The following is a 24,503-nucleotide window of genomic DNA, read 5'->3' as shown; positions in this document are numbered from 1 at the left end:
ACACAAAGCGCCGAACGGGAAACCGTTTTCGGCGAACGCCGAACATCCGACAGCAGCGGGCGCGTCGGAGCAATTACCGAATCGATCGCGAAAATTCGGCACACCGACGCCGGAACGCGCACACCGATTGTCGGCGGCCAGAAACCGCGCCAGCTACGCCAGGAACCGTATTCCATCGAAGATCACGCTGTCAACGACGCCGTGAACAGCCACAATGAGCAGGCGGCACGACTCGCCACCGCCCGCCGCCCGCATCCGGCATATCCCTCCACAATGGTGTCGAGGCGGCGGAAGCTCCCGATGACCGATACGGGCGACATCACCCCGGGCGCCGCCCCGGACTGCGCGTCGAGCCGCCGCAGTCACATTTCTTACCGGCCGCCGGGAACTGGCCGAACGTGCAGCGCCCGACACCGAAAGCATCGACCGGCGGCACGATTCGGGGATCGGCGGACAAAGATCGCCGGTGACATGATGAACGCGGTTCCCCATCGAGGAATCCTGATCTTTCCATCACCCCGGCCGACCGGACGGTCCGGCGCGGCGACCGCCCGCGCCCGGATGCGACCCGCGCGACGGCCGGCAGCGACGAAGGCGGAGGCGATGACCGACGTCCTGCGGGCCCGGCCGGTGCCCGTCCCACCGGCGCGGCCCCACTCCGGCGGCCCCGCGCCGGCGACCGCCGCGCAGCGCCAGATGTGGCAGTTGGACCGCCTCGACCCGGGCTCGGCCGGTTATCTGGTGCCGCTGGCCTACCGGCTGCACGGCCCGCTCGACGTGGCGGCGCTCTCCGCGACGCTTGACGACCTGGTGGCCCGCCACGCCGCGCTGCGGACCACGCTCGCAGCCGAGCCGCCCCCCGCCGTCGACCGACCCGCGGCGGGCACCAACACGCCGGACCCGGGCGGCGACGGCGCGGACACCCGGCTCGTCCAGGTGGTCCACGAGCCGCGCCCGGGGCTGCTGCGGGTGCACGACCTCAGCGGACTGCCGAGCTGGCAGCGGGACCGGGAGGTGGACGCCCGGCTGCGCGCCGCCGCCCGGGAGCCGCTCGACCTGGCCCGCGGGCCGGTGGTCCGGGCCGACCTGGTGCGCTGCGCGCCGGAGGAGCACGTGCTCCTGCTGACGTTCCACCACGTCGCCGTCGACGAGTGGTCGCTGGGCCTGCTGCACGAGGAGTGGGAGCGGCTCTACGCGGCACACCGGGCCGGACGACCGGCGGCCCTCGACCCGGTCGAGGGCGACTGCCGCGACCACGCCCGCCGGCAGCGGGAGTGGCTCGCCGGCCCGGAGGCGTCCGCCCAGCTCGACTACTGGCGGGAGCAGCTCGCGGGCGCGCCCGCCGCGCTGGACCTGCCCACCCGGGGTCCCCGCCCGGCGGCGCCGTCGGGCGCCGGCGGCACGCTGTCGGTGCCGCTGGACGTGCCCACCGAGGAACTGGCCGCGTACTGCCGGCAGGCGCGGGTGTCGCCGTACATGGTGCTGCTGGCGGTGCTGCACGTGCTGCTGGCCCGGTGGACCGGCGCGCGGGACGTCGTGGTCGGCACCCCGGTCTCCGGCCGGCGCGGCCCCGAGACACGGCGGCTCGTCGGCCTGCTGCTGAACACCGTCGCGATCCGGGCCCGACTGGACGACGACCCGTCCTTCGCCACGCTGCTGGAGCGGGTCCGCGTCGCCGTCCTCGACGCGCTGAGCCGGGAGGAACTGCCCTTCTCGACGGTGTTGGAGACGCTGCGCCCGGCCCGCCGGGCCGGCTTCAGCCCGCTGTTCCAGGTGATGTTCGTGTACGGCCGCGAGACCGCCCCGCCCCGCCTGGACGGCCTCCAGGTGAGCACCGTCGAGGTGCCGGTCGAGACCGCCAAGTTCGATCTCACGGTGGCCGTCCGGGAGGACGACAGGGGTCTGCGGACCGTGCTGGAGTACCGCACCGAGCTGTTCGACGCCGACCTGGTGACCCGCTTCGCCGGCCACTTCCGGACGCTGCTGGCGGGGCTGCTGACCGACCCGGACGCGCCGGTCGGCTCGGTCGCGATGCTGACCCCCGCGGAGCACCGGCGACTGGTCGGCGAGTGGAACCGGACCGCCACGCCGGCCGAGCCGGACGAGCTGGTGCACGCGTTGATCGAGGAGCAGTCCCGGCGTACCCCCGACGGGGTGGCGGTGACCGACGGCGACGCCTCGCTGAGCTACCGGGAGCTGCACGCGCGGGCCGAGGCGCTGGCGGAGACGCTGCGTGCGCGGGGCGTCGGCGTCGGTGGCCTGGTCGGCGTGCTGCTGCCCCGCGCGGTCGGGTTCACCGTGGCGGTGCTGGCGGTGCTCCGGGCCGGCGCGGCCTACGTGCCGATGGACCCGGCGAACCCGCCGGCCCGGCTGCGGCACCTGATGGACGACACCGCCGCGTCGGTGGTGCTCACCTGCGCCGAACTGGCGCACCTGGTGCCCGGCGACACGGCGCTGCTGGTGCCGGGGCCGGACGCGCCGGTGCCCGGGGCCGGCGCGACGCGGGTCGGCGGTGGACCCCGGCGTCGGCCGCGCCGCCGGCCCGCGCCGACCGCTGACGACCTGGCGTACGTCATCCACACGTCCGGCTCGACCGGCCGCCCGAAGGGCGTGATGGTCACCCACCGGGGGGTGGCCAACTACGTGCGCTGGGCGACCCAGGCGTACCGGCTGCGCGCCGGTGACGTGGTCCCGCTGCACTCCTCGGTCGGGTTCGACCTGACCGTCACCAGCCTGCTGGTGCCGCTGGCCGCCGGCGCGACGGTCCGGATGATCGGCGAGCACCTCGGCCCGGCGGCGCTGGGCGAGGCGCTGCGCGACACCACCACGCCGTTCGGCCTCGTCAAGATCACACCCGCCCAGCTCGAACTGGTCACTCACCAGCTCCGCCCGGACGAGCTGGCCGGTCGCACCCGGTGCTTCGTCATCGGCGGCGAGAACCTGCGCGCCGACCAGGTCGCGCCCTGGCGGACCCACGCGCCACGGACCGCGCTGGTCAACGAGTACGGGCCGACCGAGACCGTGGTCGGCTGCGCCGCGTACGAGGTGGAGCCGGACACGCCGGCCGACGGCTCGGTGCCGATCGGCCGACCGATCGCGAACACCGCGCTGCACGTGCTCGACGACTGGGGCAACCCGGTGCCGGTGGGCGTGGTCGGCGAGCTGTACGTCGGCGGGGCCGGGGTGGCCCGGGGCTACCTGGGCCAGCCCGACCGCACCACCGAGCGGTTCCTGCCCGACCCGTTCTCCGGGGTGCCCGGCGCGCGCCTCTACCGCACCGGCGACCTGGCCCGACGCCGTCCGGACGGCGTCCTGGAGTACCTGGGCCGCACCGACCGGCAGGTCAAGGTGCGCGGCTACCGGGTGGAGTGCGGCGAGATCGAGGCGGCGATCCGACGGCACCGGCCGGGCGTCGACGTGACCGTCCAGCTACGCCGGGACGACCCGACCGACCCGCGGCTGGTCGCGTACCTGGCCGGCGACGCTCCAGACCCGGCGGAGCTGCGCGCCGCGCTCGTCGCCGAGCTGCCGTCCTGGCTGGTGCCGGCCGCGTTCGTGCGGCTGGACGCGCTGCCGCTGACCGGCAACGGCAAGGTGGACGCCGACGCGCTGCCCGCGCCGGCCGACACCCCGGCCACCCGTCACCCCGTCGGGCCGGCCACGCCGGCCGGTCCCGCCGCCCCGGGCAGCGCCGCCCCGGGCAGCGCCGCCCCGGACGGCCACCGGACCGGTACGAGCACCGCGACGGCGGGGCCGCCCGACCGGTGGGACGCCGACCGGGTACGCCTGGAACGCCTGGTCGGCGACGTGTGGCGCGAGGTGCTGGGCGTCGAGCAGGTCGGCACCCGGGACAGCTTCTTCGACCTGGGCGGCCACTCGATGCGGCTGCTGGCCGTGCTGGACCGGCTGCGGGCCCGCCTCGGTGACGTGCTGACCGCCACCGACCTGTTCCGCCACCCCACCGTGGAGTCGCTGGCCGCGCACCTGGTCACGGTCACCACGACCGGCGTGGCGCCGCAGGCCCCGCCGGTGCGCGCGGCGACCGCGTCCGCCGGCCCGGCGGACGGGCCGATCGCGGTGGTGGGCATGGCCGGCCGGTTCCCGGGCGCCCGGACCGTCGACGAGTTCTGGGCGAACATCCGCGACGGCGTGGAGTCGGTCGAGGAGTTCACCGTGGAGCAGATGCTCGCCGACGGCGCGGACCCGGCCCGCATCGACGACCCGGCGTACGTCCGGACCGGCACCTTCCTGCCCGGCGTCGACGAGTTCGACGCGGCGTTCTTCGGCTTCACGCCGCGTGAGGCGGAGACGCTTGACCCGCAGCACCGGCTGCTGCTGGAGTGCGCCTGGCACGCGTTGGAGCACGCCGGGCACGACCCGTCCCGCCACCCCGGCCGGGTCGGCCTGTTCGCCGGCTCCGGTCGCAGCTCCTACCTGCTGGACCACCTCAGCGGCCACCCGGAGCTGACCGGCGGGCTCAGCGAGCACCAGCTCTCGCTCGGCAACGACAAGGACTTCCTGCTCAGCCGCGTCGCGTACCAGCTCGACCTGACCGGGCCGGCGGTCACCGTGGCCACCGCCTGCTCCACCTCGCTGGTGGCCGTGCACCTGGGCCGGCAGAGCCTGCTGGCCGGCGAGTCCGACGTGGTGCTGGCCGGCGGCGTGAGTGTCTTCCCGGCCCAGCGGCGCGGCTACCTCTTCCACGACGGCGGCATCTACTCCCCCGACGGGCACTGCCGCCCGTTCAGCGCCGACGCACGCGGCAGCATCGAGTCCAGCGGCGTGGGCGTCGTCGTGCTGAAGCGACTGGCCGACGCCGTCGCCGCCGGCGACACGGTCTACGCGGTGATCCGCGGCTCGGCGATCAACAACGACGGGGCCCGCCGCACCGGCTACACCGCGCCGGGCGTCGCCGGACAGGTCGAGGTGATCAGTCGGGCGCTGGCCACGGCCGGCGTGCACCCCCGCTCGGTGGGCTACGTGGAGGCGCACGGCACGGGCACCAGCCTGGGCGACCCGATCGAGGTGGCCGCGCTGACCGAGGCGTTCCGGCGCGGCACCGACGAGCGCGGCTTCTGCGCGCTCGGCTCGGTCAAGGCCAACATCGGGCACACCGACGCGGCGGCCGGGGTGGCCGGTCTGATCAAGACCGTGATGGCCCTGTGGACGCGGACGCTGCCGCCGGCCGTGAACCTGGACCGGCCGCACCCGGCGATCGACGTCGGGACCGGCCCGTTCCGCTTCGAGCCCGCCGCGCGTCCGTGGGACGCCGACGGGCCACGCCGGGCCGGCGTCAGCTCGTTCGGCATGGGCGGCACGAACGCGCACGTGGTGCTGGAGGAGCCGCCGGCGCCGTCCGGCCCGGTCGCCCCGCCCGCGCCGGGGCCGCGCCTGCTGATGCTGTCCGCGCGTACCCCGGCGGCGCTGGAGACCGCCACCCGGCAGCTCCGCGACCACCTCGACGCCCACCCCGGGGTGTTGCTCGCGGACGTCGCGGCGGCGCTGGGCCGCCGGGCGGCGCTGACCCACCGCCGGTACGTGGTCGCGGCGGACCGGGCCGACGCGGTGTCCGCCCTGGACACGCCGGCCCGCCGGTTCACCGGGACCCGTCCGGGCGGCCGGCGGACGCTGGTGTTCGCGTTCCCCGGGCACGGCGCCCAGCACGTGGCGATGGGCGCGGGGCTCTACCGGGCCGAGCCGACCTACCGGGCCGAGGTGGACGCGTGCGCCGCGCTGCTCGGCGACGACCTCGGCCGCCACCTGCGCGCCGTGCTCGACCCGCCGCCCGGCGGGCACCCGGCGGCGGAGGAACTGCTGGCCCGCCCGGAGCTGGTGCAGCCCGCGCTGTTCGTCACGGAGTACGCGCTGGCCCGCACGCTGCTGGCCCGGGGCGTCACCCCGGACCTGATGGTCGGCCACAGCCTCGGCGAGTACGTGGCCGCCTGCCTGGCCGGCGTCCTTCCGCTCGCCGACGCGCTGCGCCTGGTGCGGGTACGCGGCGAGCTGGTGGCGCGCACGCCGGCCGGGGCGATGCTCGCGGTGGGCCTGCCGGAGGCGACGGTGACCGGGCTGCTCGACGAGGGGCTGTCGCTGGCCGCGGTGAACGCCCCGGAGCTGTGCGTGGTCTCCGGCGACCCGGCGGCGGTCGGGCGGCTGCGCGAGCGGCTGACCGCGGACGGCGTGGACTGCCGCCCGCTGCGGGTGACCCGGGGCTACCACTCGGCGCTGCTCGACCCGGTGCGTGACGAGTTCGCCGCGCACGCCGCCCGGGTCGGGTTCGCCGAACCGCAGCGGCCCTACCTCAGCAACCTGACCGGCGGCCCGGTCACCCCCGGGCTGGTCACCGATCCGGCGTACTGGGTGCGGCACCTGCGCGAGCCGGTCCGGTTCGCCGAGTCGGCCGCGTTCCTCGCCGAGCAGGACGCGGTGGTGGTCGAGGTGGGCCCGGGGCACGCGCTCGGCGGCCTGGCCCGGCTGGCCGGACTGCCGGCGGCCCGGACGGTCGCGGCGATGCGGCATCCCCGCGCCGAGTCCGACGACGTGTCGACACTGCTCGACGCCGTGGGGCGGCTCTGGCTGGCCGGCGTGCCGGTCGACCCGGACCGCTTCCACGGCACCGGCACCCGGCGGGTGCCGCTGCCCGGCTACCCGTTCGAGCGGCACCGCTACTGGATCGCCCCGGCCCCCCGCACCCCCACCCCCACCCCCACCTCCACCCCCGCCGGCGCCTGTTTCACGGAAAGAGTGGCTGTTCCGGGCGCCATGGCCACTCTTTCCGTGAATCAGCGTGCGGAGGAGACGGGCAACCGGCCGGCGTTGAGCAGCGCGTTTGTGGCGCCGGAGGGGGCGGTGCAGGAGGCGGTGGCGGCGGTGTGGGAGGAGTTGCTCGGCATTGCGCCGATCGGCGCGGTCGACGACTTCTTCGAGTTGGGCGGGCACTCGCTGCTCGCCACCCAGGTGGTGGTGCGGCTGCGCGCCCGCCTCGGCGTGGCGGTGCCGCTGGAGACCGTGTTCGCCCGGCCGACCGTGGCGGCGCTCGCGGCGGCACTGCCGGCGACCGTGGCCGCCGTGCCGGGCAGCGGCGGGCACGTCCTCGACGCCAGGCTGCCGACGACGCCGCCCGTGGCGGTCCCGGTCGACGCCGCGACCCCCGCCGAGCCGACCGCCGCCGCCGAGCCGACCGCCGCCGAGCCGACCGCCGCCGCCGCCGAGCCGATTGCTGTCGCCGCCGAGCCGACCGCTGTCGCGCCGGGGAGGCCGCCCGTGGCGGGCCCACCCGATCCGAGCGTCGCGTCCGACGCCGGGGAGCGGATTGCCCGGGCCGAGCCGGACGCCGGGCCGGCGCCGCTCTCCTCCGGCCAGCACCGGCTGTGGTTCCTGGACCAGGCGTACGCGCAGAGCGCCTACACGGTCGGCACCACGCTGCTGCTCGACGGCCGGCTCGACCTGGACGCGCTGCGGACCGCGCTGGCCGGGCTGGTGCGCCGGCACGAGGCGCTGCGGACCGTGTTCCCGCTCGGGCCGGACGGCGACCCGGTGCAGCGGGTGCTGCCGGCCGGGCCGGTGGATCTGCCGGTGCTGACCGCGCCGGCCGACCCGGAGCCGGCCGCGCCGGTGAGCATCGTCGAGCCGGCGGTGGCCGCGGCGGTGCCCGGCTGGGTGCACGCCGCCCTCGCCGCCGAGGTGCGACGCCCGTTCGACCTGGCCGCCGGGCCGCTGTTCCGGGCCGTGCTGCTGCGCGTCACCGCGGACCGGCACGTGCTGTCGCTGACCATGCACCACGCCGTCTCCGACGGCTGGTCGCTCGGGCTGGTGGCCGGCGAGGTGGCCACCCGCTACGCCGCCGCCCGCGACGGAGGCGGCGACCCGCTGCCCGAACTGGCCGTCCAGTACGGCGACTACGCGCGCTGGCAACGCGGCCGGCTGGCCGATCCGGACCATCCCGACCTGCGGTACTGGCGGCGGCAGCTCGCCGGTGTGCCCGCCGCCCTGGAGCTGCCCACCGACCGGCCGCGCCCGCCGGTGCAGACGTTCGACGGCGCGGTCCGCACGCTGGTCCTGGCCCCGTCGACCGCCGACGAGCTGCGCCGGTTCAGCCAGCGGCACGGCGTCACGCTGGCGATGACGTTGCTGGCCGCGTGGCAGACGCTGCTGTGGCGGTGGACCGGCCAGCGCGACGTCTGCGTCGGCACGCCGGTGGCCGGCCGGGTCCGGGCCGAGCTGGAGCCGATGGTCGGCTTCTTCGTCAACATGCTGCCGATGCGGACCGTGCTGGACGCCGACTGGACGTTCGCCGAGCTGCTCGGGCAGGTCCGCGGCACCGCGCTGGGCGGGTACGACCACCAGGAGGTGCCGTTCGAACGGTTGGTGGACCTGGTCGACGCGCCCCGCGACCTGAGCCGCAACCCGCTGTTCCAGGTGATGTTCAACCTGCTCAACGTGCCCGAGCAGCGGGACGTGGAGGCGGCCGGGGTGCGGATGACGCCGTTCGCGGTCGAGCCGGGCATCGCCCAACAGGACCTGGCGCTGTACGCGTACGAGGTGACCGAGGGGCTGCGCCTCCGGTTGGAGTACAACACCGCGCTGTTCGACCCGGCGACCGCCGACCGGATGGTCGGGCACCTGGTGACGCTGCTCGCCGCCGCGGTCGCCGACCCGGGCACCCGGTTGGCGGCGCTGCCGCTGCTCACCGAAGCCGAGCGCGACCGGTTCGCCGAGTGGAACGACACCGCGGCGCCGGCCGGCTGGGACACCCCGCCCGACCGGGTCCCGACGCTCGTCGACCTGTTCGCGCGTCAGGTGGCGACCGGCCCCGACCGGCCGGCCGTGACGTTCGGCGGGACCACGCTCGACTACGCCACGCTGGACGCCCGCGCCAACCGGCTCGCGCACCGGCTGCGCCGGGCCGGGGTCGGGCCGGACGTGCCGGTCGCGGTCTGCCTGCCCCGCTCGGCCGAGCTGCCGGTCGCGTTGCTCGGCGTGCTCAAGGCCGGCGGCGCGTACGTGCCGGTGGATCCGGAGTACCCGGTGGAGCGGCAGCGGTACGTGGTGACGCACAGCGGCGCCACGGTGCTGGTCACCGAACCGGCCCTGGCCGACCGGCTCGACTTCGCCGGCACGGTGGTGACCGGGGTGGACCCGGCCGGGGAGCCGGGTCCCTCGGACCTCGCCGGGGAGCCGGACACCGCCGTCGCGTCGTCGGCCGGGCCGGACCACCTGGCGTACCTGATCTACACGTCCGGCTCGACCGGTCGGCCCAAGGGCGTCCGGGTGAGCCACCGCGCGGTGGTCAACACGCTGGCCACGATGCGCGAGCGGCCCGGCCTGATCCGCGACGGCACCATGCTGGCGATGGCGAGCTTCGCGTTCGACATGTCCGTGCCGGAGCTGTTCCTGCCGCTGGTGGTCGGCGCGCGGATGCTGCTGGTGGACCGCGACGTCGCGTACGACGCGACCCGGTTGGCGGCGCTGCTCGCCGCCGAGCGCGTCACGCTGGCCCAGGGCACGCCGACGACCTGGCGGTTGCTGATCGAGTCGGGCTGGACCGGCACGCCGGGGCTGACCGCGGTCTGCGGCGGCGAGGCGGTGCCCGCGCCGCTGGCCCGGCAACTCGCCGAGCGGGTGGACGCGCTGTGGAACCTGTACGGCCCGACCGAGGCCGCGGTCTGGGCCACCATGGACCGGATCGTCCCGGACGGGTCCCGGCCCACCATCGGCCGCCCGATCGCCAACATGCGGGTCCACGTGCTCGACGCCGGGCTGGATCCGGTCCCGGTCGGCGTGCCGGGTGAGATCTTCCTGGGCGGGCCGGGGCTGGCCCGGGACTACCACGCCGATCCGGCGCTGACCGCCGCGCGGTTCGTGCCGGACCCGGCCGGCGGCGGGCGGTTGTACCGCACCGGGGACCTGGGCCGCCGGTTGGCCGACGGCCGGATCGAGTTCCTCGGCCGGGGCGACTCGCAGGTGAAGGTGCGCGGGTTCCGGATCGAGCTGGGCGAGATCGAGGCGGTGCTGCGCCGGCACGACGCGGTCCGCGACGCCGCCGTGGTGGTCCGCGAGGACGCCGGCGAGAAGGCCGTGGTGGCGTACCTGACGCTCACCGACGGCCCGGAGCCGGACGCCGGGCGGGACGTGACCGCCGACTTCACCGCCGACCCGGCGCCGTGGCGGGCGTACGCGCGCACCTGGCTGCCGGACTACATGGTGCCGTCGGCGTTCGTGCCGCTGAACCGGATGCCGCTCAACGCCAACGGCAAGGTCGACCGGGCGGCGCTGCCCGCGCCCCGCCGTGACCGCGCCGCGGCCGGTGCCGGTGAGCCGGACACGCCGCTGCGGGCGGCGCTGGCGCGGCGCTGGGCCGAGGTGCTCGGCTACGACCGGGTCGGCATCGACGACGACTTCTTCGACCTGGGCGGCGACTCGTTCCGGGCGATCAAGGCGCTGGCCGGCAGCGACCCGGCGATCAGCGTGCTCGACCTGTTCCGGCACCCGACCATCCGGGCGCTGACCGAGCACCTGACCGCCACCGGCGGTTCGGCCGGGAAGCTGTTGCACGAGCTGACCCCGGCCCGGCCGGGCACCCCGACCACGCTGACGCTGCTCTGCGTGCCGTTCGGCGGCGGCTCCGCGATCACGTTCCAGCCGCTGGCGGACGCCCTGCCGGCCGGCGTGTCGCTGTACGCGCTGGAACGCCCCGGCCACGACCTGAACCGCCCGGACGAGCCGATGCTCGACCTGGACGAGCTGGTGGACCGCTGCGTGGCCGAGGTGGCCGAGCAGATCACCGGCCCGGTGGCGGTGTACGGGCACTGCGTCGGCGGTGCCGAGGCGGTGGAGCTGGCCCGCCGGCTGGAGGCGGCCGGCATCGAGGTGACCGGCGTGGCGATCGGCGCGCACTTCCCCGCGCCCCGGCTGCCCGGCCGGGTGTTCGGCTGGCTGCGCCGGTGGTTCCCGGTGGAGCGCTGGGCGTCGAAGCGGCGGACGCTGGAGTCGCTGCGCGCGATGGGCTTCTTCACCGAGGTCTTCGACGCCGCCGAGAAGGACTTCGTGATGCGGGTGGTGCTGGCCGACTCGGCGCGGGGCGAGGACTACTACACCGACGTCTACGCCGCCGGGCTGCCCCGGAAGCTGTCCGCGCCGCTGGTCTGCGTGGTGGGCAGCGGCGACCGGGCCACCGAGCTCTACCAGGAGCGCTACCTGGAGTGGGAGTTCTTCGCCGACCGGGTGTCGCTGGCGGTGATCGACGGGGCCGGGCACTACTTCGCCAAGCACCAGCCGGCCGAACTGGCCGCGGTCATCCTGGCGCACTGCGCCCCCGCGCCGGACCGGTCCGCCGCCGCGCCCGTCGAGGGCGACCGGCCCACCGGCGTACCCGTCGAGGTGCTCCCGGCCGAGACGGCCGGAAGCGCGCCCCGGACCGCGCGCACGGCGGACGCCCCCGCGCGGCGGGCGGCGACGCCCAGCCTGGCGGTGTTCTACCTGGTCGCGGTCGGCCAGCTCGTCTCGCTGATCGGCAGCGGGCTGACCGCGTTCGGCATGGGGCTCTGGGTCTACCAGCGCACCGGGTCGGTGTCGCTGTTCGCCACCGCGACCGTGCTGGCGCTGCTGCCGGCCGTGGTGCTCTCCCCGATCGCCGGCGCGCTCGCCGACCGGTGGGACCGCCGACGGATCATGGTGCTGGCGGACTGCCTGGCCGCCAGCGGCACGGTGAGCCTGGCGCTGCTGCTCTGGCTCGGCCAGCTCCACCTCTGGCACATCCTCACCGCGATCACCGTCACCGCCGTGGCCACCGCGTTCCAGCAACCCGCCTACCAGGCGGCGGTCACCCAGCTCGTGCCGAAGCGCTACTACGGCCGGGCCAACGGCATCGTCTCGCTCGGCACCGCCACCAGCACCGTGCTGGCCCCGCTGGTCGGCGGCGCGCTGGTGCTCGCGGTCGGGCTGCGCGGCGTCGTGGTGATCGACCTGGTCACGTTCGCGGTGGCGGTGACCGTCACGCTGTCGGTCCGCTTCCCGGACACGCTGTTCGTGCGCCGGGAGGAGCCGTTCCGGCGCGAGGTGCTGGGCGGCTGGCGGTTCATCGTCCGCCGGCACGGCCTGGTCGCCCTGGTCGTGCTGGTGGCGTCGCTCAACTACTTCTTCGCCATGGTGGAGGTGCTGGTCACGCCGCTCACGCTCTCCTTCGGCGACCCGGCGGTGCTGGGCCGGGTGCTGGCCGCCAGCGGCGTCGGCATGGTGGTCGGGTCGGTGCTGATGGGCGTCTGGGGCGGCACCGCCCGGCGGACCACCGGCATCCTGGCCAGCGTCGTGCTGCTCGGCGTCTCGCTGCTCACCGTCGGGCTGCGGCCGGACCCGCTGTTCCCGGCGCTCGGCCTGTTCGGCATGGGCCTGGCCACCGCGCTGGTGAACACGCACTGGCTGGCCATCGTGCAGGCCAAGGTGGGCCTGGAGTTGCAGGGCCGGGTGCTGGCCATGGCGCAGATGCTGTCCTGGCTGATGGTGCCGGCCGGGTTCCTCAGCGCCGGGCCGCTCGCCGAGCACGTGCTCGACCCGCTGGCCCGGCCGGGCGGTCCGCTCGCCGGGCTGGTCGGCACCGGGCCGGGCCGGGGCATGGCGCTGGCCGCGATCCTGGCCGGGCTCTGCGCGTTGGCGCTGGCCGCCGGCGGCATCGCGTACCGCCGGATCCGGCGGCTGGAGGACGAGCTGCCGGACAACGACCCGGGCCGCGTGGTGCTCGCCGACAAGGACCGCATCCAGGAGGAGGCGGACCGCCGGCTCGCGGCGGCGGTCGGGGGTGGGGGCCGGTGAGCGCGCCCGCCCGTCCCGGGCCGACCCGCCGCGCCGCCACCCGGCGTACCGGCGGCGGCGCGGCCACCGTGGACTGCCTGCACCGGATGGTCGCCGCGCAGGCCGCCCGCACCCCGGACGCGGAGGCGGTCCGGCACGGCGACGCCACGCTCTCCTACCGGGATCTCGACCAGGCGGCGAACCGGCTGGCCCGGGTGCTGCGCGCCGCCGGAGTCGAGCGCTCCGACCGGGTCGGCGTCTGCCTTCCGCGTACGCCGGAACTGGTGGTCGCGCTGCTCGCCGTGCTCAAGGCCGGCGCCGCGTACGTGCCGCTGGACCCGGCGTACCCGGCCGCCCGGGTGGCGTTCATGACCGCCGACTCGGGGGCCCGGCTGGTGCTGACCCGCGCCGACCTGGCCGACCGGTTCCCCGGCCCGACCGTGCTGACCGACCGCCTCGACCCGGCCGGGGACGGCACCGACCCGGCGACGCCGGTCACGCCGGCCGACCTGGCGTACGTCATCTACACGTCCGGCTCCACCGGTCGGCCCAAGGGGGTGGCGATCGAGCACCGCTCCGCGTCGGTGCTGCTGCACTGGGTCCGGCAGACGTTCGACGACACCGAGCTGGGCGGCATGCTCGCCGCCACCTCGGTCTGCTTCGACCTGTCCGTGTTCGAGATCTTCGGGCCGTTGGCCTGGGGCGGGCGGGTGCTGCTGGTGGACGACGTGCTGGCGCTGGCCGCGCCCGGCGCGGACCGCCTGCCCGTCACGCTCGTCAACACCGTGCCGGCGGCGATGGGCGAACTGCTCACCGCCGGCGCGCTGCCGCCGGGCGTCCGCACGGTCTGCCTGGCCGGTGAGCCGCTCACCGCCGCGCTGGCCGCCCGGGTCTGGGCCCGCCCGCACGTGCGCCGGCTGTGCAACCTGTACGGCCCGTCCGAGGACACCACGTACTCGACCTGGGCCGAGGTGCCGCGCGACGGCGACGACCCACCGATCGGCCGGCCGCTGCCGGGCACCCGGGCGTACGTGCTCGACCCGGACGGCCGACCGACGCCGCCCGGTGAGGCCGGCGAGTTGTACCTGGCCGGCGCCGGGTTGGCCCGCGGCTACCTGGGCCGGCCGGCGGAGACCGAGGCCCGGTTCCGGCCGGACCCGTTCCGCCCCGGCGAACGGATGTACCGCACCGGCGACCGGGTACGGCTGCGCCCGGACGGGCAACTGGCCTACCTGGGCCGGCTGGACGACCAGGTGAAGCTGCGCGGCTACCGGATCGAGCTGGGCGAGGTGGCCGCCCGGCTCGCCGCGCTGCCCGGCGTACGCGGGGCGACCGCCGCCGTCCGGCCCGGCCCGAGCGGTGACCCGCTGCTGGTCGGCTACCTGACCGGCGAGCGGCGCGACGACGTGCGGGCCCGGCTGGCCGAGGTGCTGCCGGCGCCGCTGGTGCCGGCGGCCGTGGTCTGGCTGGACCGGCTGCCCACGCTGCCCAACGGCAAGGTGGACCGGTCCGCGCTGCCCGCGCCGACGTTCGGCCCCGCCGCCGACCCCGGTTCGCTCGGCCCGACCGGCGCGCTTGTCGCGACGGTCTGGCGGGAGCTGCTCGGTGTGCCGGTCACCGGCCCGGACGACGACTTCCTCGCGCTCGGCGGCGACTCGCTGCTGGCGGTCCGCTGCGCCACCCGGCTGACCGCCGCCACCGGCCGCCTGGTCCTTCCCGGTGACCTGTTCGCCCAGCCGACAGTCGCCGCGCTGGCCGCCCGGATCGACGCGCCGGCCGATCCGGACGGCACGCCGGCGGACCCGGGGGTGCCCGGCGAGGACGTCACCTGCCCGCCGACGACCACCGGGCCGGCCGGTGACGGGGACGCGCCCGGTGAGCCGGCGGGCGGGCCCGCCCCGCTGTCCGCGGCGCAGCGGCGGTTCTGGTTCCTGCACCGGCTCGACCCGGCCGACACGTCCTACCTGCTGGCGTTCGCGATCCGGTTCGCCGCGCCGCTGGACCCGCAGCGGCTGACCCGGGCGCTGCACCGGGTGGTCGACCGGCATCCCGCGCTGCGTACCGTCCTGCCCGCCGGACCGGACGGGCCGGTGCAGGTGGTCCGCCCCGACGCCCGGCCGGACCTCGTGGTCGCGCCGGCCGAACCGGGCGTCCCGCTCGACGCCCGGCTGGCCCGGCTCGCCGCCGAGGGCACGCGTACCCCGATGGACCTGGCCACCGGGCCGCTGCTGCGCGCGTGCCTGCTGCCCGACGGCGACGGTCGCGCGGAGGCGCTGCTGCTTGTCGTGCACCACGCGGTCGCCGACGACTGGTCGTTCGGGGTGCTGGTCCGGGACCTGGCGGTGGCCTACGACGACCCGGACGCGCCGCCCGGCGAGCCAGCGCCCGGCCCGGCCGTGCTCGCCGCCGCGCAGCACGCCTGGCTGGCCTCGCCGGCCGGCCGCCGCGCGACCGACGAGCTGCTGCGCGACCTACGCGGCGCCCCTGACCTACTGGAGGTAAGGAGGGGCCCCCGCTCAACGCCTGCGGTAGAGCAGGGGCCTCCGCCTAACAACCCGGGCGGGGCCGCGCTGCGGACCACCGTGGACCCGGCGACCGCCGGGGCGGTACGGGACCTCGCCCGCGCGCACCGGGCCAGCCTGCACATGGTCGGGCTGGCCGGGTTCGCCGCGCTGCTCGGCGCCGCCACCGGCCGGGACGACCTGCTGGTCGGCGTGGCCTTCGCCGGCCGCACCAGCGTGGCCGCCGAACGCGGCGTCGGCTGCCACGTGAACACGCTGCCGCTGCGGCTGCGCCCGGCCCCGGACCGGACGTTCGCCGACCTGCTGGCCGAGGCCCGGCGGGTCACGCTGTTCGCCGCCGCCCGCCAGGACGTCCCGTTCGACCTGCTGGTGGAGCGGCTCAACCCGACCCGCCGACCGGGCCGCAACCCACTCGTCCAGGTGGCGTTCGGGGTGCAGAACGCGCCGCCGGCCCGGCACCGCAGCGCCGTCGGCGGCGAGTTCACCGGCGTGGAGCTGACCGCCGACGCCGCCCGCCTCGACCTGACGCTCTGGCTGGACGACCGGCGCGACGCGCTGGACGCGCTCTGGACCTACCGCACCGACCTGTTCGACCACGACGGGATGACGACGTGGCACCGCCGCCTCACCGCGCTGCTGCGTACCGCCGCCGCCGACCCCCGGCGCAGTCTGGCCGACTGCGCCGACACCGCTGGGAGTGAGAGATGACCGATCAGATCCGGGTCGCGCGGCCCGTCCCCCGCCGCGGCCGGGAACGGAACCTGGTGGACGTACGGCCGGACTGGCCGGACGGCCCGTTGCCGGCGCTGGTGCACGCCAACGTGCCCGACGTCGACCTGGCCGGCTGGCTGGCCGGGCACCGCGACGAGGTGGACGGGCTGGCCCGTCGCGCCGGCGCGGTGTTGTTCCGCGGCTTCGCGGTGGCCGGCGCGGACGACTTCCGCACCGTGATGGCGGCGCTCTCCGACGACGTGCTGTCGTACGGCGAGCGGTCCTCGCCGCGCAGCCGGGTCGCCGAGGGCGTCTACACCTCCACCGAGCACCCCGCCGACCAGCCGATCGTGCTGCACAACGAGCAGTCGTACACGGTGACCTGGCCGCTGCGGATCGTGTTCCACTGCGAGGTGGCCCCGGCCGCCGGTGGGCGTACGCCGCTGGCGGACAGTCGTCGGGTGCTGGCCCGGCTGCGCCCCGAGACGGTCGCGGAGTTCGAGGAGCGCGGCGTGCTCTACCGGCGCAACTACCTGCCCGGCATCAGCCTGTCCTGGCAGACCGCGTTCCAGACCGAATCCCGCGCCGAGGTCGAGGCGTACTGCGCGCGGGCGCTGATCGACGTGGAGTGGGTGGGCGACACGCAACTGCGGACCCGGCAGGTGCGCCCGGCGGTCCGCCGGCACCCGGTCACCGGAGAACGCACCTGGTTCAACCACGCGTTGTTCTTCCACGTCACGTCGCTGCCGCCGGAGGTGAGCGCCGGGCTGCGGGCCGCGCTGGCCGAGGAGGACCTGCCCTACCAGACCGCGTACGGGGACGGCACGCCCATTCCGGACGAGGTGCTGGCCGAGCTGCGCGCCGCGTACGCGGCGGAGACCCGCTCGTTCGACTGGCGGGCCGGCGACGTGCTGCTGGTGGAGAACATGCTGGCCGCGCACGCGCGGGAGCCGTTCACCCCGCCCCGGCGGATCCTCACCGCGATGGCCGACCCGGTCGCCGCGCCCGAGCTGACCTCCACCGGTGGTGCCGCGTGAGCGCCCCGGGACCGCGGCGGCGCGGCAGCGGCGGCGGCGTCACCGCGCCGGTGACCCGACGCACGCTCGGCCCGGACGGCTTCGTGCTGCTGGTCGAGGCCGCCGTGCCCGACCTCGACCTGGCCGGCTGGCTCGCCGGTCGACGGGCCGAGCTGCTGGCCGACCTGGACCGGCACGCGGCGGTGTTCTTCCGCGGCTTCGACGTGCGCAGCGCCGACGACTTCGGCCGGGCCGCCCGGGAGGTCGGCCCGGAGCTGCTCGGCTACCTGGAGCGGGCCGCGCCCCGGCACGAGGTGGCCGACCGGGTGTTCACCTCCACCGAGTTCAACGCGGCCCAGTGGATCCCGCTGCACCACGAGATGTCGTACTCGCACAACTGGCCGACGCACCTGTTCTTCCACTGCGCGCAGCCCGCCACCGGGGAGGGCGGCGCGACCCCGCTGGCCGCCGAACGGGTGATCACCCCGCTGATCCCGGCCGAGGTGCGGGAGCGGTTCGACCGGGACGGCGTGCGCTACGTGCGCAACTACGGCCCACACCTGGACCTGCCCTGGCAGGAGGCGTTCCAGACCACCGACCGGGCGGAGGTGGAGGCGTACTGCGCCGCGTCGGCGACGGAGTTCACCTGGCTGGGCGACGACGGCCTGCGGACCGTGGCGCGACGGCAGGCGACGGCCACCCATCCGCGGACCGGGGAGACGGTGTGGTTCAACCACGCCCACCTGTTCCACGTGTCGAACATGCCGCCCGAGGTGGCCGACGCCCTGAGACGCGAGTACGGCCCGGACGGGCTGCCGCGCAACGCGTACCACGGCGACGGCGAGCCGATCCCCGACGAGGTGGTCACCGGCATCCGTGAGCTGTACCGGCAGCACGCCCTGTCCGTCCCGTGGCGGCGCGGCGACGTGCTGGTGGTGGACAACTTCCTGGCCACCCACGGCCGGGAACCCTTCACCGGCGACCGGCAGATCCTGGTCGCCATGTCCGACCTCTACGTCAACCGGAGTGTGTGGTGAACGGATACCGTCTGTCCCCGGTCCAGCGACTGGCCTGGTCCGGCAAGCAGGATCTGGTGCGGGCCCGGGTCCGGCTCGACCGGCCGCTCGACCGGGCCCGGTTGCAGGCCGCCGTCGACGAGGTGGTGGCCCGACACGAGGCGCTGCGGCTGACGCTCGTGCACCACCCCGGGCTGCGGGTGCCGTTGCAGGACGTGGACGACGACCGGACGGTCCCGGTCGGCGCGCAGGGCGAGCTGTCGGTCACGCTCACCGACGACGCGATGGAGCTGGCCGCCACCCCGCTGATCGCCGACCCGGCCAGCCTGCGCCTGCTCCTCACCGACCTGGCCCACGCGTACGCCGGCGAGCTGCCGCCGGCCGACCCGGAGGCGTTGCAGTTCCTCGACGTCACCGAGTGGCAGGTCGAGGAGCGGGACCAGGCGTCCCCGCCCGCGCCGGGCGCACCGGCCGCGCGGCTGGTCGAGCCGCACGGCGACGATCCGGGCGCGACGGTCACCACCGCGTTGCCGGCCGCCGAGCTGGCCGCGACCGCCCGCGCCGCCGCCGGCGACGTCGGGACGCTGCTGCTCGCCGCGTGGGCGCTCGCGGTGGCCCGCCGGGCCGAGGCGCCGGACGGGGCCGAGGAGACGGACCTGGTGCTGGCCCGCTGGCACGACGGCCGGCAGGCCGAGGGCACCGGCGGCGTGGTCGGCCCGCTGGGCGGCTACGGGCCGCTGCGGCTGGCGTTGCCGCTGCCGGCCGACCCGGCCGAGCTGCTGGCCGTCGTGCGCGCCGCCGAGACCACCGCCGACGAGACGTTCCACCTGGTCGACCCGGTCGACGAGAGCACCGGCGCGGTGGCCGGCTTCGCGGTCCAGCCGACCGTCGCGCCGGCCGGCGTCGCCGCGCTCGGCGCGACGGCGGTGGAGGTGCCGGTCCCGCCCCCGCCCGCCGGGCCGCGACTCACCGTGCTGCCCGGGGACGAGGAGGTCGTCCTGCGGGTGACCGGCGGGCAGTGGCTGCTCGACTCGCTGGTGGCCGTGCTGCGCAGCCTGCCGGCCGCGCTGGCCGGGGACGCCCCGCTGGCCGTGCTCGGCGCCGGGGAGGCCGGCTGGCTGGCCGGGGCCGGGGGCACGGCGGGCGCCGCGCCGACGCGTACCCTCGTCGACCTGCTCGACGCGGGCCTGGCCGGGATGGCCGCCGACGCCCCGGCGGTGGTGGCGGCCGACGGCGCGTACCCGGCCGGGGAACTGGACGCGCGGGCCGCGCGGGTGGCCGCGGCGCTGGCCGCCCGCGGCCTGGTCGGCCGGCCGGTGGGCGTGCTGGCCGTCCGGTCCCGGGAGACCGTGGTGGCGTTCCTCGGCGTGCTGCGGGCCGGCGCGGTGTTCGTGCCGCTCGACCCGGACGCCCCGCCGCCACGCCTGGCCGCGCAGCTCGCGGCGGTCGGCGCGGAGTGTGTGGTCGGCGACCGGGACCCGGCGACCGTGTCGGTGGCCGAACTGGTCGCGGCCGGCGGCCCGCCGCCCGCGACCGCGCCGGCCCCGGCCGATCCGGCGTACGTCATCTTCACCTCCGGCTCCACCGGCACGCCCCGGCCGGTCCGGGTGTCGCACGCCGCCGCCGCGCACCTGACCGGCGCGCTGGAGTCCACCGTGTACGCCGACCGCGCGCCGGGCCTGCGGGTGGCGGTCAACGCGCCGCTGACGTTCGACGCCTCGGTGAAGCAGCTCGTACAGCTCGCCCACGGCCGCGCCCTGTTCCTGGTGCCGGACGACGTGCGCCGCGACGGCGCGGCGCTCGCGGCCTGGCTCGCGGAACAGCGGGTGGACGTGCTCGACCTGACCCCCTCCCAGCTCCGCATCCTGCTCGCCGGCGCGGGCGACTCCCCGCTGCCCGGCCTGCTGCTGGTCGGTGGCGAGCCGGTGCCGGCGGACCTGTGGCACGCGGTGGCGACCCGGCCGGACGTCCACCCGGTCAACCTGTACGGCCCGACCGAGTGCACGGTGGACACCACGGCGGCGGAGATCCGCGCCGGGGACCCGCCGACGATCGGCCGGCCGCTGCCCGGCGTCGCGGTGCGGGTGCTGGACGAGCGGCTTCGTCCGGTGCCGCCGGGGGTGGCCGGGGAGCTGTGCGTCGCCGGTCCGCAGCTCGCCGACGGCTACCTGGGTGACGCGGCGGCGACCGCCCGCCGGTTCGTGGAGCTGCCGCTGCCCGACGGCGGCGTCGAGCGGGTCTACCGCACCGGCGACCGGGTGCGCTTCGACGCCGAGCGGCGGCTGCGCTACCTGGGCCGGCTCGACGACCAGGTGAAGATCCACGGCTTCCGGGTGGAGCCGGGCGAGGTGGCCGCCGTGCTGCGCGGCCACCCGGAGGTCGCCGACGCCGCGGTGGTCGCCCGCGACGACGACGGGTACGGCGACCGGCTGGTCGCCTACGTCCGGCCGCGGGCCGGCGTCGCGCTCGACCTCGACCGGGTGGCCGGGGTCAACCCGCACGAGACCCGCTACCTGTACGACGAGATCTTCACGCAGCGGGTCTACCTGCGGGACGGGATCGTGCTGCGGCCCGGCGCGACGGTGCTCGACGTGGGCGCGAACATCGGCATGTTCTCGCTCTTCGTGCACCAGGTCTGCCCGGACGCGACGATCCACGCGTTCGAGCCGGTGCCGGCCGTGGCCGAGGTCCTGCGCCGCAACGTCGACGGGTTCGGCGTGCCGGCCACGGTGCACGCGTACGGGCTGTCGCGGGCGGCCGGCGAGGTCTCGTTCACCTACTACCCGGGCTACTCGATGATGTCCGGGCACGCCGCGTACGCCGATCCGGACGCCGAGATCGGGGTGATCAAGCGGTACCTGGCCAATGAGCGGGACGCCGGAGCGGGCGAGCGGAACCTGCTGCTCGACCGCGCGGACGAGTTGCTCGCCGAGCGCTTCGCCGGCCGGGAGCTGACCGTGCCGGTCCGGCCGCTGTCGGCGGTGCTGGACGAGCTGGCGCCGGCCCGGATCGACCTGTTGAAGATCGACGTGCAGCGCGCCGAGGCGGACGTGCTGGCCGGCCTGGACGACCGGCACTGGCCGCTCGTCGCGCAGGTCGCCATGGAGGTGCACGACGCGCCGGGCACGGCGACCGCCGGCCGGCTGGCCGGCCTGGTGGCGTTGCTGGAGGCGCGGGGCTTCACCGTGGTCACCCGCCAAGACGACCTGCTGACCGGCACCGACCGGCACACGCTGCACGCGGTCCGCCCCGGATACGCCGCCGCGGGCCCGACGGTGGACGCGACGCCCGCCGCCGGGCCCGTCGCGCCGCCTCGGGAGTGGCTCGCGGAGCGGCTCCCGGCGCACCTGCTGCCGGCCGCGGTGGTGGTCCTCGACGAACTGCCGTTGACCCGCAACGGCAAGCTGGACCGGGCCGCGCTGCCCGCGCCCCGGCTGGAACGGCCGGCCGGCGACCCGGCGGAGACGCCGGCCAACCGGGCCGAGGAGATCCTGGTCGAGGCGTGGCGCGAGGTGCTCGGGGTGGCGTCGTTCGGCGTCACGGACAGCTTCTTCGCGCTCGGCGGCGACTCCATCCGCAGCATCCAGATGCAGGTGGCGGCGCAGAAACGCGGGCTGTCGTTCCAGCTCAACGACATCTTCACGCACCAGACGATCCGGGACCTGGTCACGCACGGCCGGATCACACTGGACGGCGTGGCGCCCGAGCCGGCCGCCCACGACGGCCGGTTCTCGCTGGTCACCGCCGCCGACCGGGACCGGCTGCCGGACGGGCTGGCCGACGCGTACCCGATGACCGCGCTCCAGCTCGGCATGGTCTACCACGGTGAGCTGACCGGCGACCCGGCCGTCTACCACAACGTCACCGCGCACCGGGTCGCCGGGCCGCTGGACGTGGCGGCGCTGCGCCGGGCGCTGGCCCTGCTGGTGGACGCCCACCCGGTGCTGCGGACCGGCTTCGCGCTCGGCACGTACGCCGAGCCGTTGCAGCTCGTGCACGCGCGGGTGCCGGTGGAGCTGCCGGTGACGGACCTGACCGGGGCGGACGCGCCGGCCCGGCAGGCCCGGGTCGACGCGCTGGTCGCCGAGGAGCGCCGTCGTCCGTTCGACTGGGCCCGGCCGCCGTTGCTGCGGCTGCACGCGGTCCGCACCGACGCCGACGGGTTCACGCTGCTGGTCGCCGAGCACCACAGCGTCCTGGACGGCTGGAGCCTGCACCTGTTCCTGGCCGACCTGCTCGACGCGTACGACCGGGAGCGGGCCGGGATGACCGCCGCCGCCGATCCGGGGCTGCCGTTCCGGGAGTACGTGGCCGCCGAGCGGGCGGCCCTGGCCGACGCGGCGACCCGACGGTTCTGGTTGGACGGCGCCGGCGCCGCGCCACCGCTGCTGCTCGGCGGCGCGCAGCCGCGGACCACCACCACCCAGCGGGTGCCGCTGCGGGCCGGCACCACCGAGCGGGTCGCCGAGGTCGCCCGGACGGCCGGGGTGCCGGTCAAGTCCTGGCTGTTTGCCGTGCACCTACGCCTGATCGGCGAGCTGGCCGGGCGGGACGACGTGGTCAGCGGCCTGGTGGTCGGCAGCCGGCCGGAGGGCGAGGGCAGCGCCGCCACGCTCGGTCTGTTCCTCAACACGCTGCCGGTGCGCCTGGCGCTGGGCTCCCGGTCGGTGGCCGAGTTGGCCGCCGAGGCGTGGCGGGCCGAACGGGACCTGATGGGGCACCACCGCTTCCCGCTCGCCGAGATCGTCCGGGCCGGCGGCGCGGGGCCACGCTTCGACCACTTCTTCAACTGGACGCACTTCCCGTCGCGCCCGGTCGACGGCGGCAGTCGCGTCGAGGACAGCCGGGGCGTCACCGTGGACGTGGCGTTCAGTCTCGCCGTCGACGCCGAGCTAACCGGCGGGCGGCTCGGGCTGATGGTGCAGTACGACCACCGGCACGTCCCGGCCGACCGGGTGGACGCGCTGGCCGACGGCTTCCGCCGGCTGCTGGCCGCCGACCCGGACGCGCCGCTGCCCCCGGTGGCGGCAAGCGCGCCGGCGCCCGGCGACGACGGCCGGCAGGAGTGGGCCGACCGGGTGTCGGCGGCCTGGCAGGAGGTGCTCGGCACCGCGCCGCGCGACCCGGCGACCGGCTTCCTGGCCGCCGGTGGCGACTCGCTGCGCGCGCTGCGGCTGGTCACCCTGCTCCGGCAGCGCCACGGCAGCGACCTGACGCTGCCGGAGTTCACCGCGCTGGGCAGCTACCGGGCGCTGGTGGAGCGGGTGGCGCGCGGATGACCGGCTTCGGCACCGCCGCGGTGCACGGCGACGACGGCCTGGTTCCCGGCGGGGCGGTCGCGCCGCCGATCGTGCAGAGCGCCACGTTCAGCGCCGAGTCCGACGAGCGGTTCACCGAGATCGCCACCGAGGCGCGGGGCAGCGCGTTCTACACCCGCTACGGCAACCCGAACCACGCGCAGGTGGCCGCCGTGGTGGCCGAGCTGGAGGGGGCGGAGACCGGGCTGGTCACCGCGTCCGGCATGGGCGCGATCAGCACTGTCGCGCTGGCGCTGCTCGCCGCCGGCGACCACGTGGTGGTGCAACGCAGCACCTACGGCGGCACCACCTCGCTGGCCACCGGGCTGCTGCCCCGGTTCGGCGTCGGGTACACCCAGGTGGACCAGACCGACGCGGACGCGTTCACCCGGGCGCTGCGGCCGGAGACGCGGTTGGTGCTGGTGGAGACGCCGAGCAACCCGCTGCTGGAGCTGACCGACCTGGCCGCCGTGGTGACGTCCGCGCACGCGGCCGGCGCGTTGGTGGTGGTGGACAACACGTTCGCCACCCCGGTCAACCAGCGCCCGCTGGCCGCCGGCGCGGACCTGGTCTGGCACAGCGGCACGAAGTTCCTCGGCGGGCACTCCGACGTGTCCGCCGGGGTGGTGGTCGGCGGCGCGGACCTGGTCGAGCGGGTGTGGCGGACGTCCATCGTCACCGGTGCCACGCTCGGCCCGGTCGACGCCTGGCTGCTGCTGCGCGGCCTGCGGACGCTGCCGCTGCGGGTGCAGCGGCACGACGCCAACGCGCTCGCGCTGGCCGAGGCGTTGGCGGGTCACCCGGCGGTGGCCCGGGTCCGCTACCCGGGGCTGTCCTCGCATCCGCAGCACGCGCTGGCCCGCCGGCAGATGACCGGCTTCGGCGGCGTGCTCGGCGTCGAGCTGGCCGCCGGGCGGGCCGGTGCGGCGGCGCTGCTGGCCGGGCTGCGGCTGGCCAAGCGGGCGGCCAGCCTCGGCAGCGTCAGCACGCTGGTGGTGCACCCGCGTTCGATGTGGGCCGGCATCGTGGACCCCGAGCAGCTCGCCGCCGCCGGGATCGCCGACGGCCTGGTCCGCGTCTCCACCGGCATCGAGGACACCGCCGACCTGGTGGCCGACTTCCTGGCGGCGCTCGACGGGGCACCGGCCTGACGGC

At 76.5% G+C, this 24,503-nt stretch carries 6 protein-coding genes; all 6 read left to right on the top strand.

The window, feature by feature from the left end; translation table 11 throughout:
* The first annotated feature begins 603 nt into the window (after positions 1–603).
* From ACIA6B_RS03620 to ACIA6B_RS03595, 6 genes are read left to right on the top strand one after another with little or no spacing between them, the layout of a single operon-like run.
* Complete coding sequence (locus tag ACIA6B_RS03620; protein WP_396770598.1) at positions 604–12,807, top strand: amino acid adenylation domain-containing protein; 12,204 nt, start codon at positions 604–606, stop codon at positions 12,805–12,807.
* Complete coding sequence (locus ACIA6B_RS03615) at positions 12,804–16,016, top strand: amino acid adenylation domain-containing protein (protein ID WP_396770596.1); 3,213 nt, start codon at positions 12,804–12,806, stop codon at positions 16,014–16,016. The genes ACIA6B_RS03620 and ACIA6B_RS03615 overlap by 4 nt, the downstream gene beginning before the upstream one ends.
* Entirely contained in the window at positions 16,013–17,056 is a 1,044-nt protein-coding gene (locus ACIA6B_RS03610) for a TauD/TfdA family dioxygenase (RefSeq protein WP_396770594.1), read from the top strand. Before ACIA6B_RS03615 ends, ACIA6B_RS03610 begins: the two co-directional genes overlap by 4 nt.
* Positions 17,053–18,072 (top strand): TauD/TfdA family dioxygenase, encoded by a 1,020-nt coding sequence (locus tag ACIA6B_RS03605; protein ID WP_396770592.1) that lies wholly within the window; start codon positions 17,053–17,055, stop codon positions 18,070–18,072. The genes ACIA6B_RS03610 and ACIA6B_RS03605 overlap by 4 nt, the downstream gene beginning before the upstream one ends.
* Positions 18,069–23,330 carry an amino acid adenylation domain-containing protein gene (locus tag ACIA6B_RS03600; RefSeq protein ID WP_396770590.1) on the top strand — a complete coding sequence of 1,754 codons (5,262 nt, stop codon included), beginning with the start codon at positions 18,069–18,071 and terminating at the stop codon, positions 23,328–23,330. The genes ACIA6B_RS03605 and ACIA6B_RS03600 overlap by 4 nt, the downstream gene beginning before the upstream one ends.
* Complete coding sequence (locus ACIA6B_RS03595; RefSeq protein ID WP_396770588.1) at positions 23,327–24,499, top strand: trans-sulfuration enzyme family protein; 1,173 nt, start codon at positions 23,327–23,329, stop codon at positions 24,497–24,499. The genes ACIA6B_RS03600 and ACIA6B_RS03595 overlap by 4 nt, the downstream gene beginning before the upstream one ends.
* The last annotated feature ends 4 nt before the right edge of the window (positions 24,500–24,503 follow it).

The organism is Micromonospora sp. NPDC051141 (genome assembly GCF_044455765.1).
In the GTDB taxonomy this organism is placed as follows: domain Bacteria; phylum Actinomycetota; class Actinomycetes; order Mycobacteriales; family Micromonosporaceae; genus Micromonospora.
This window is presented reverse-complemented; position numbering and strand designations above follow the sequence as displayed.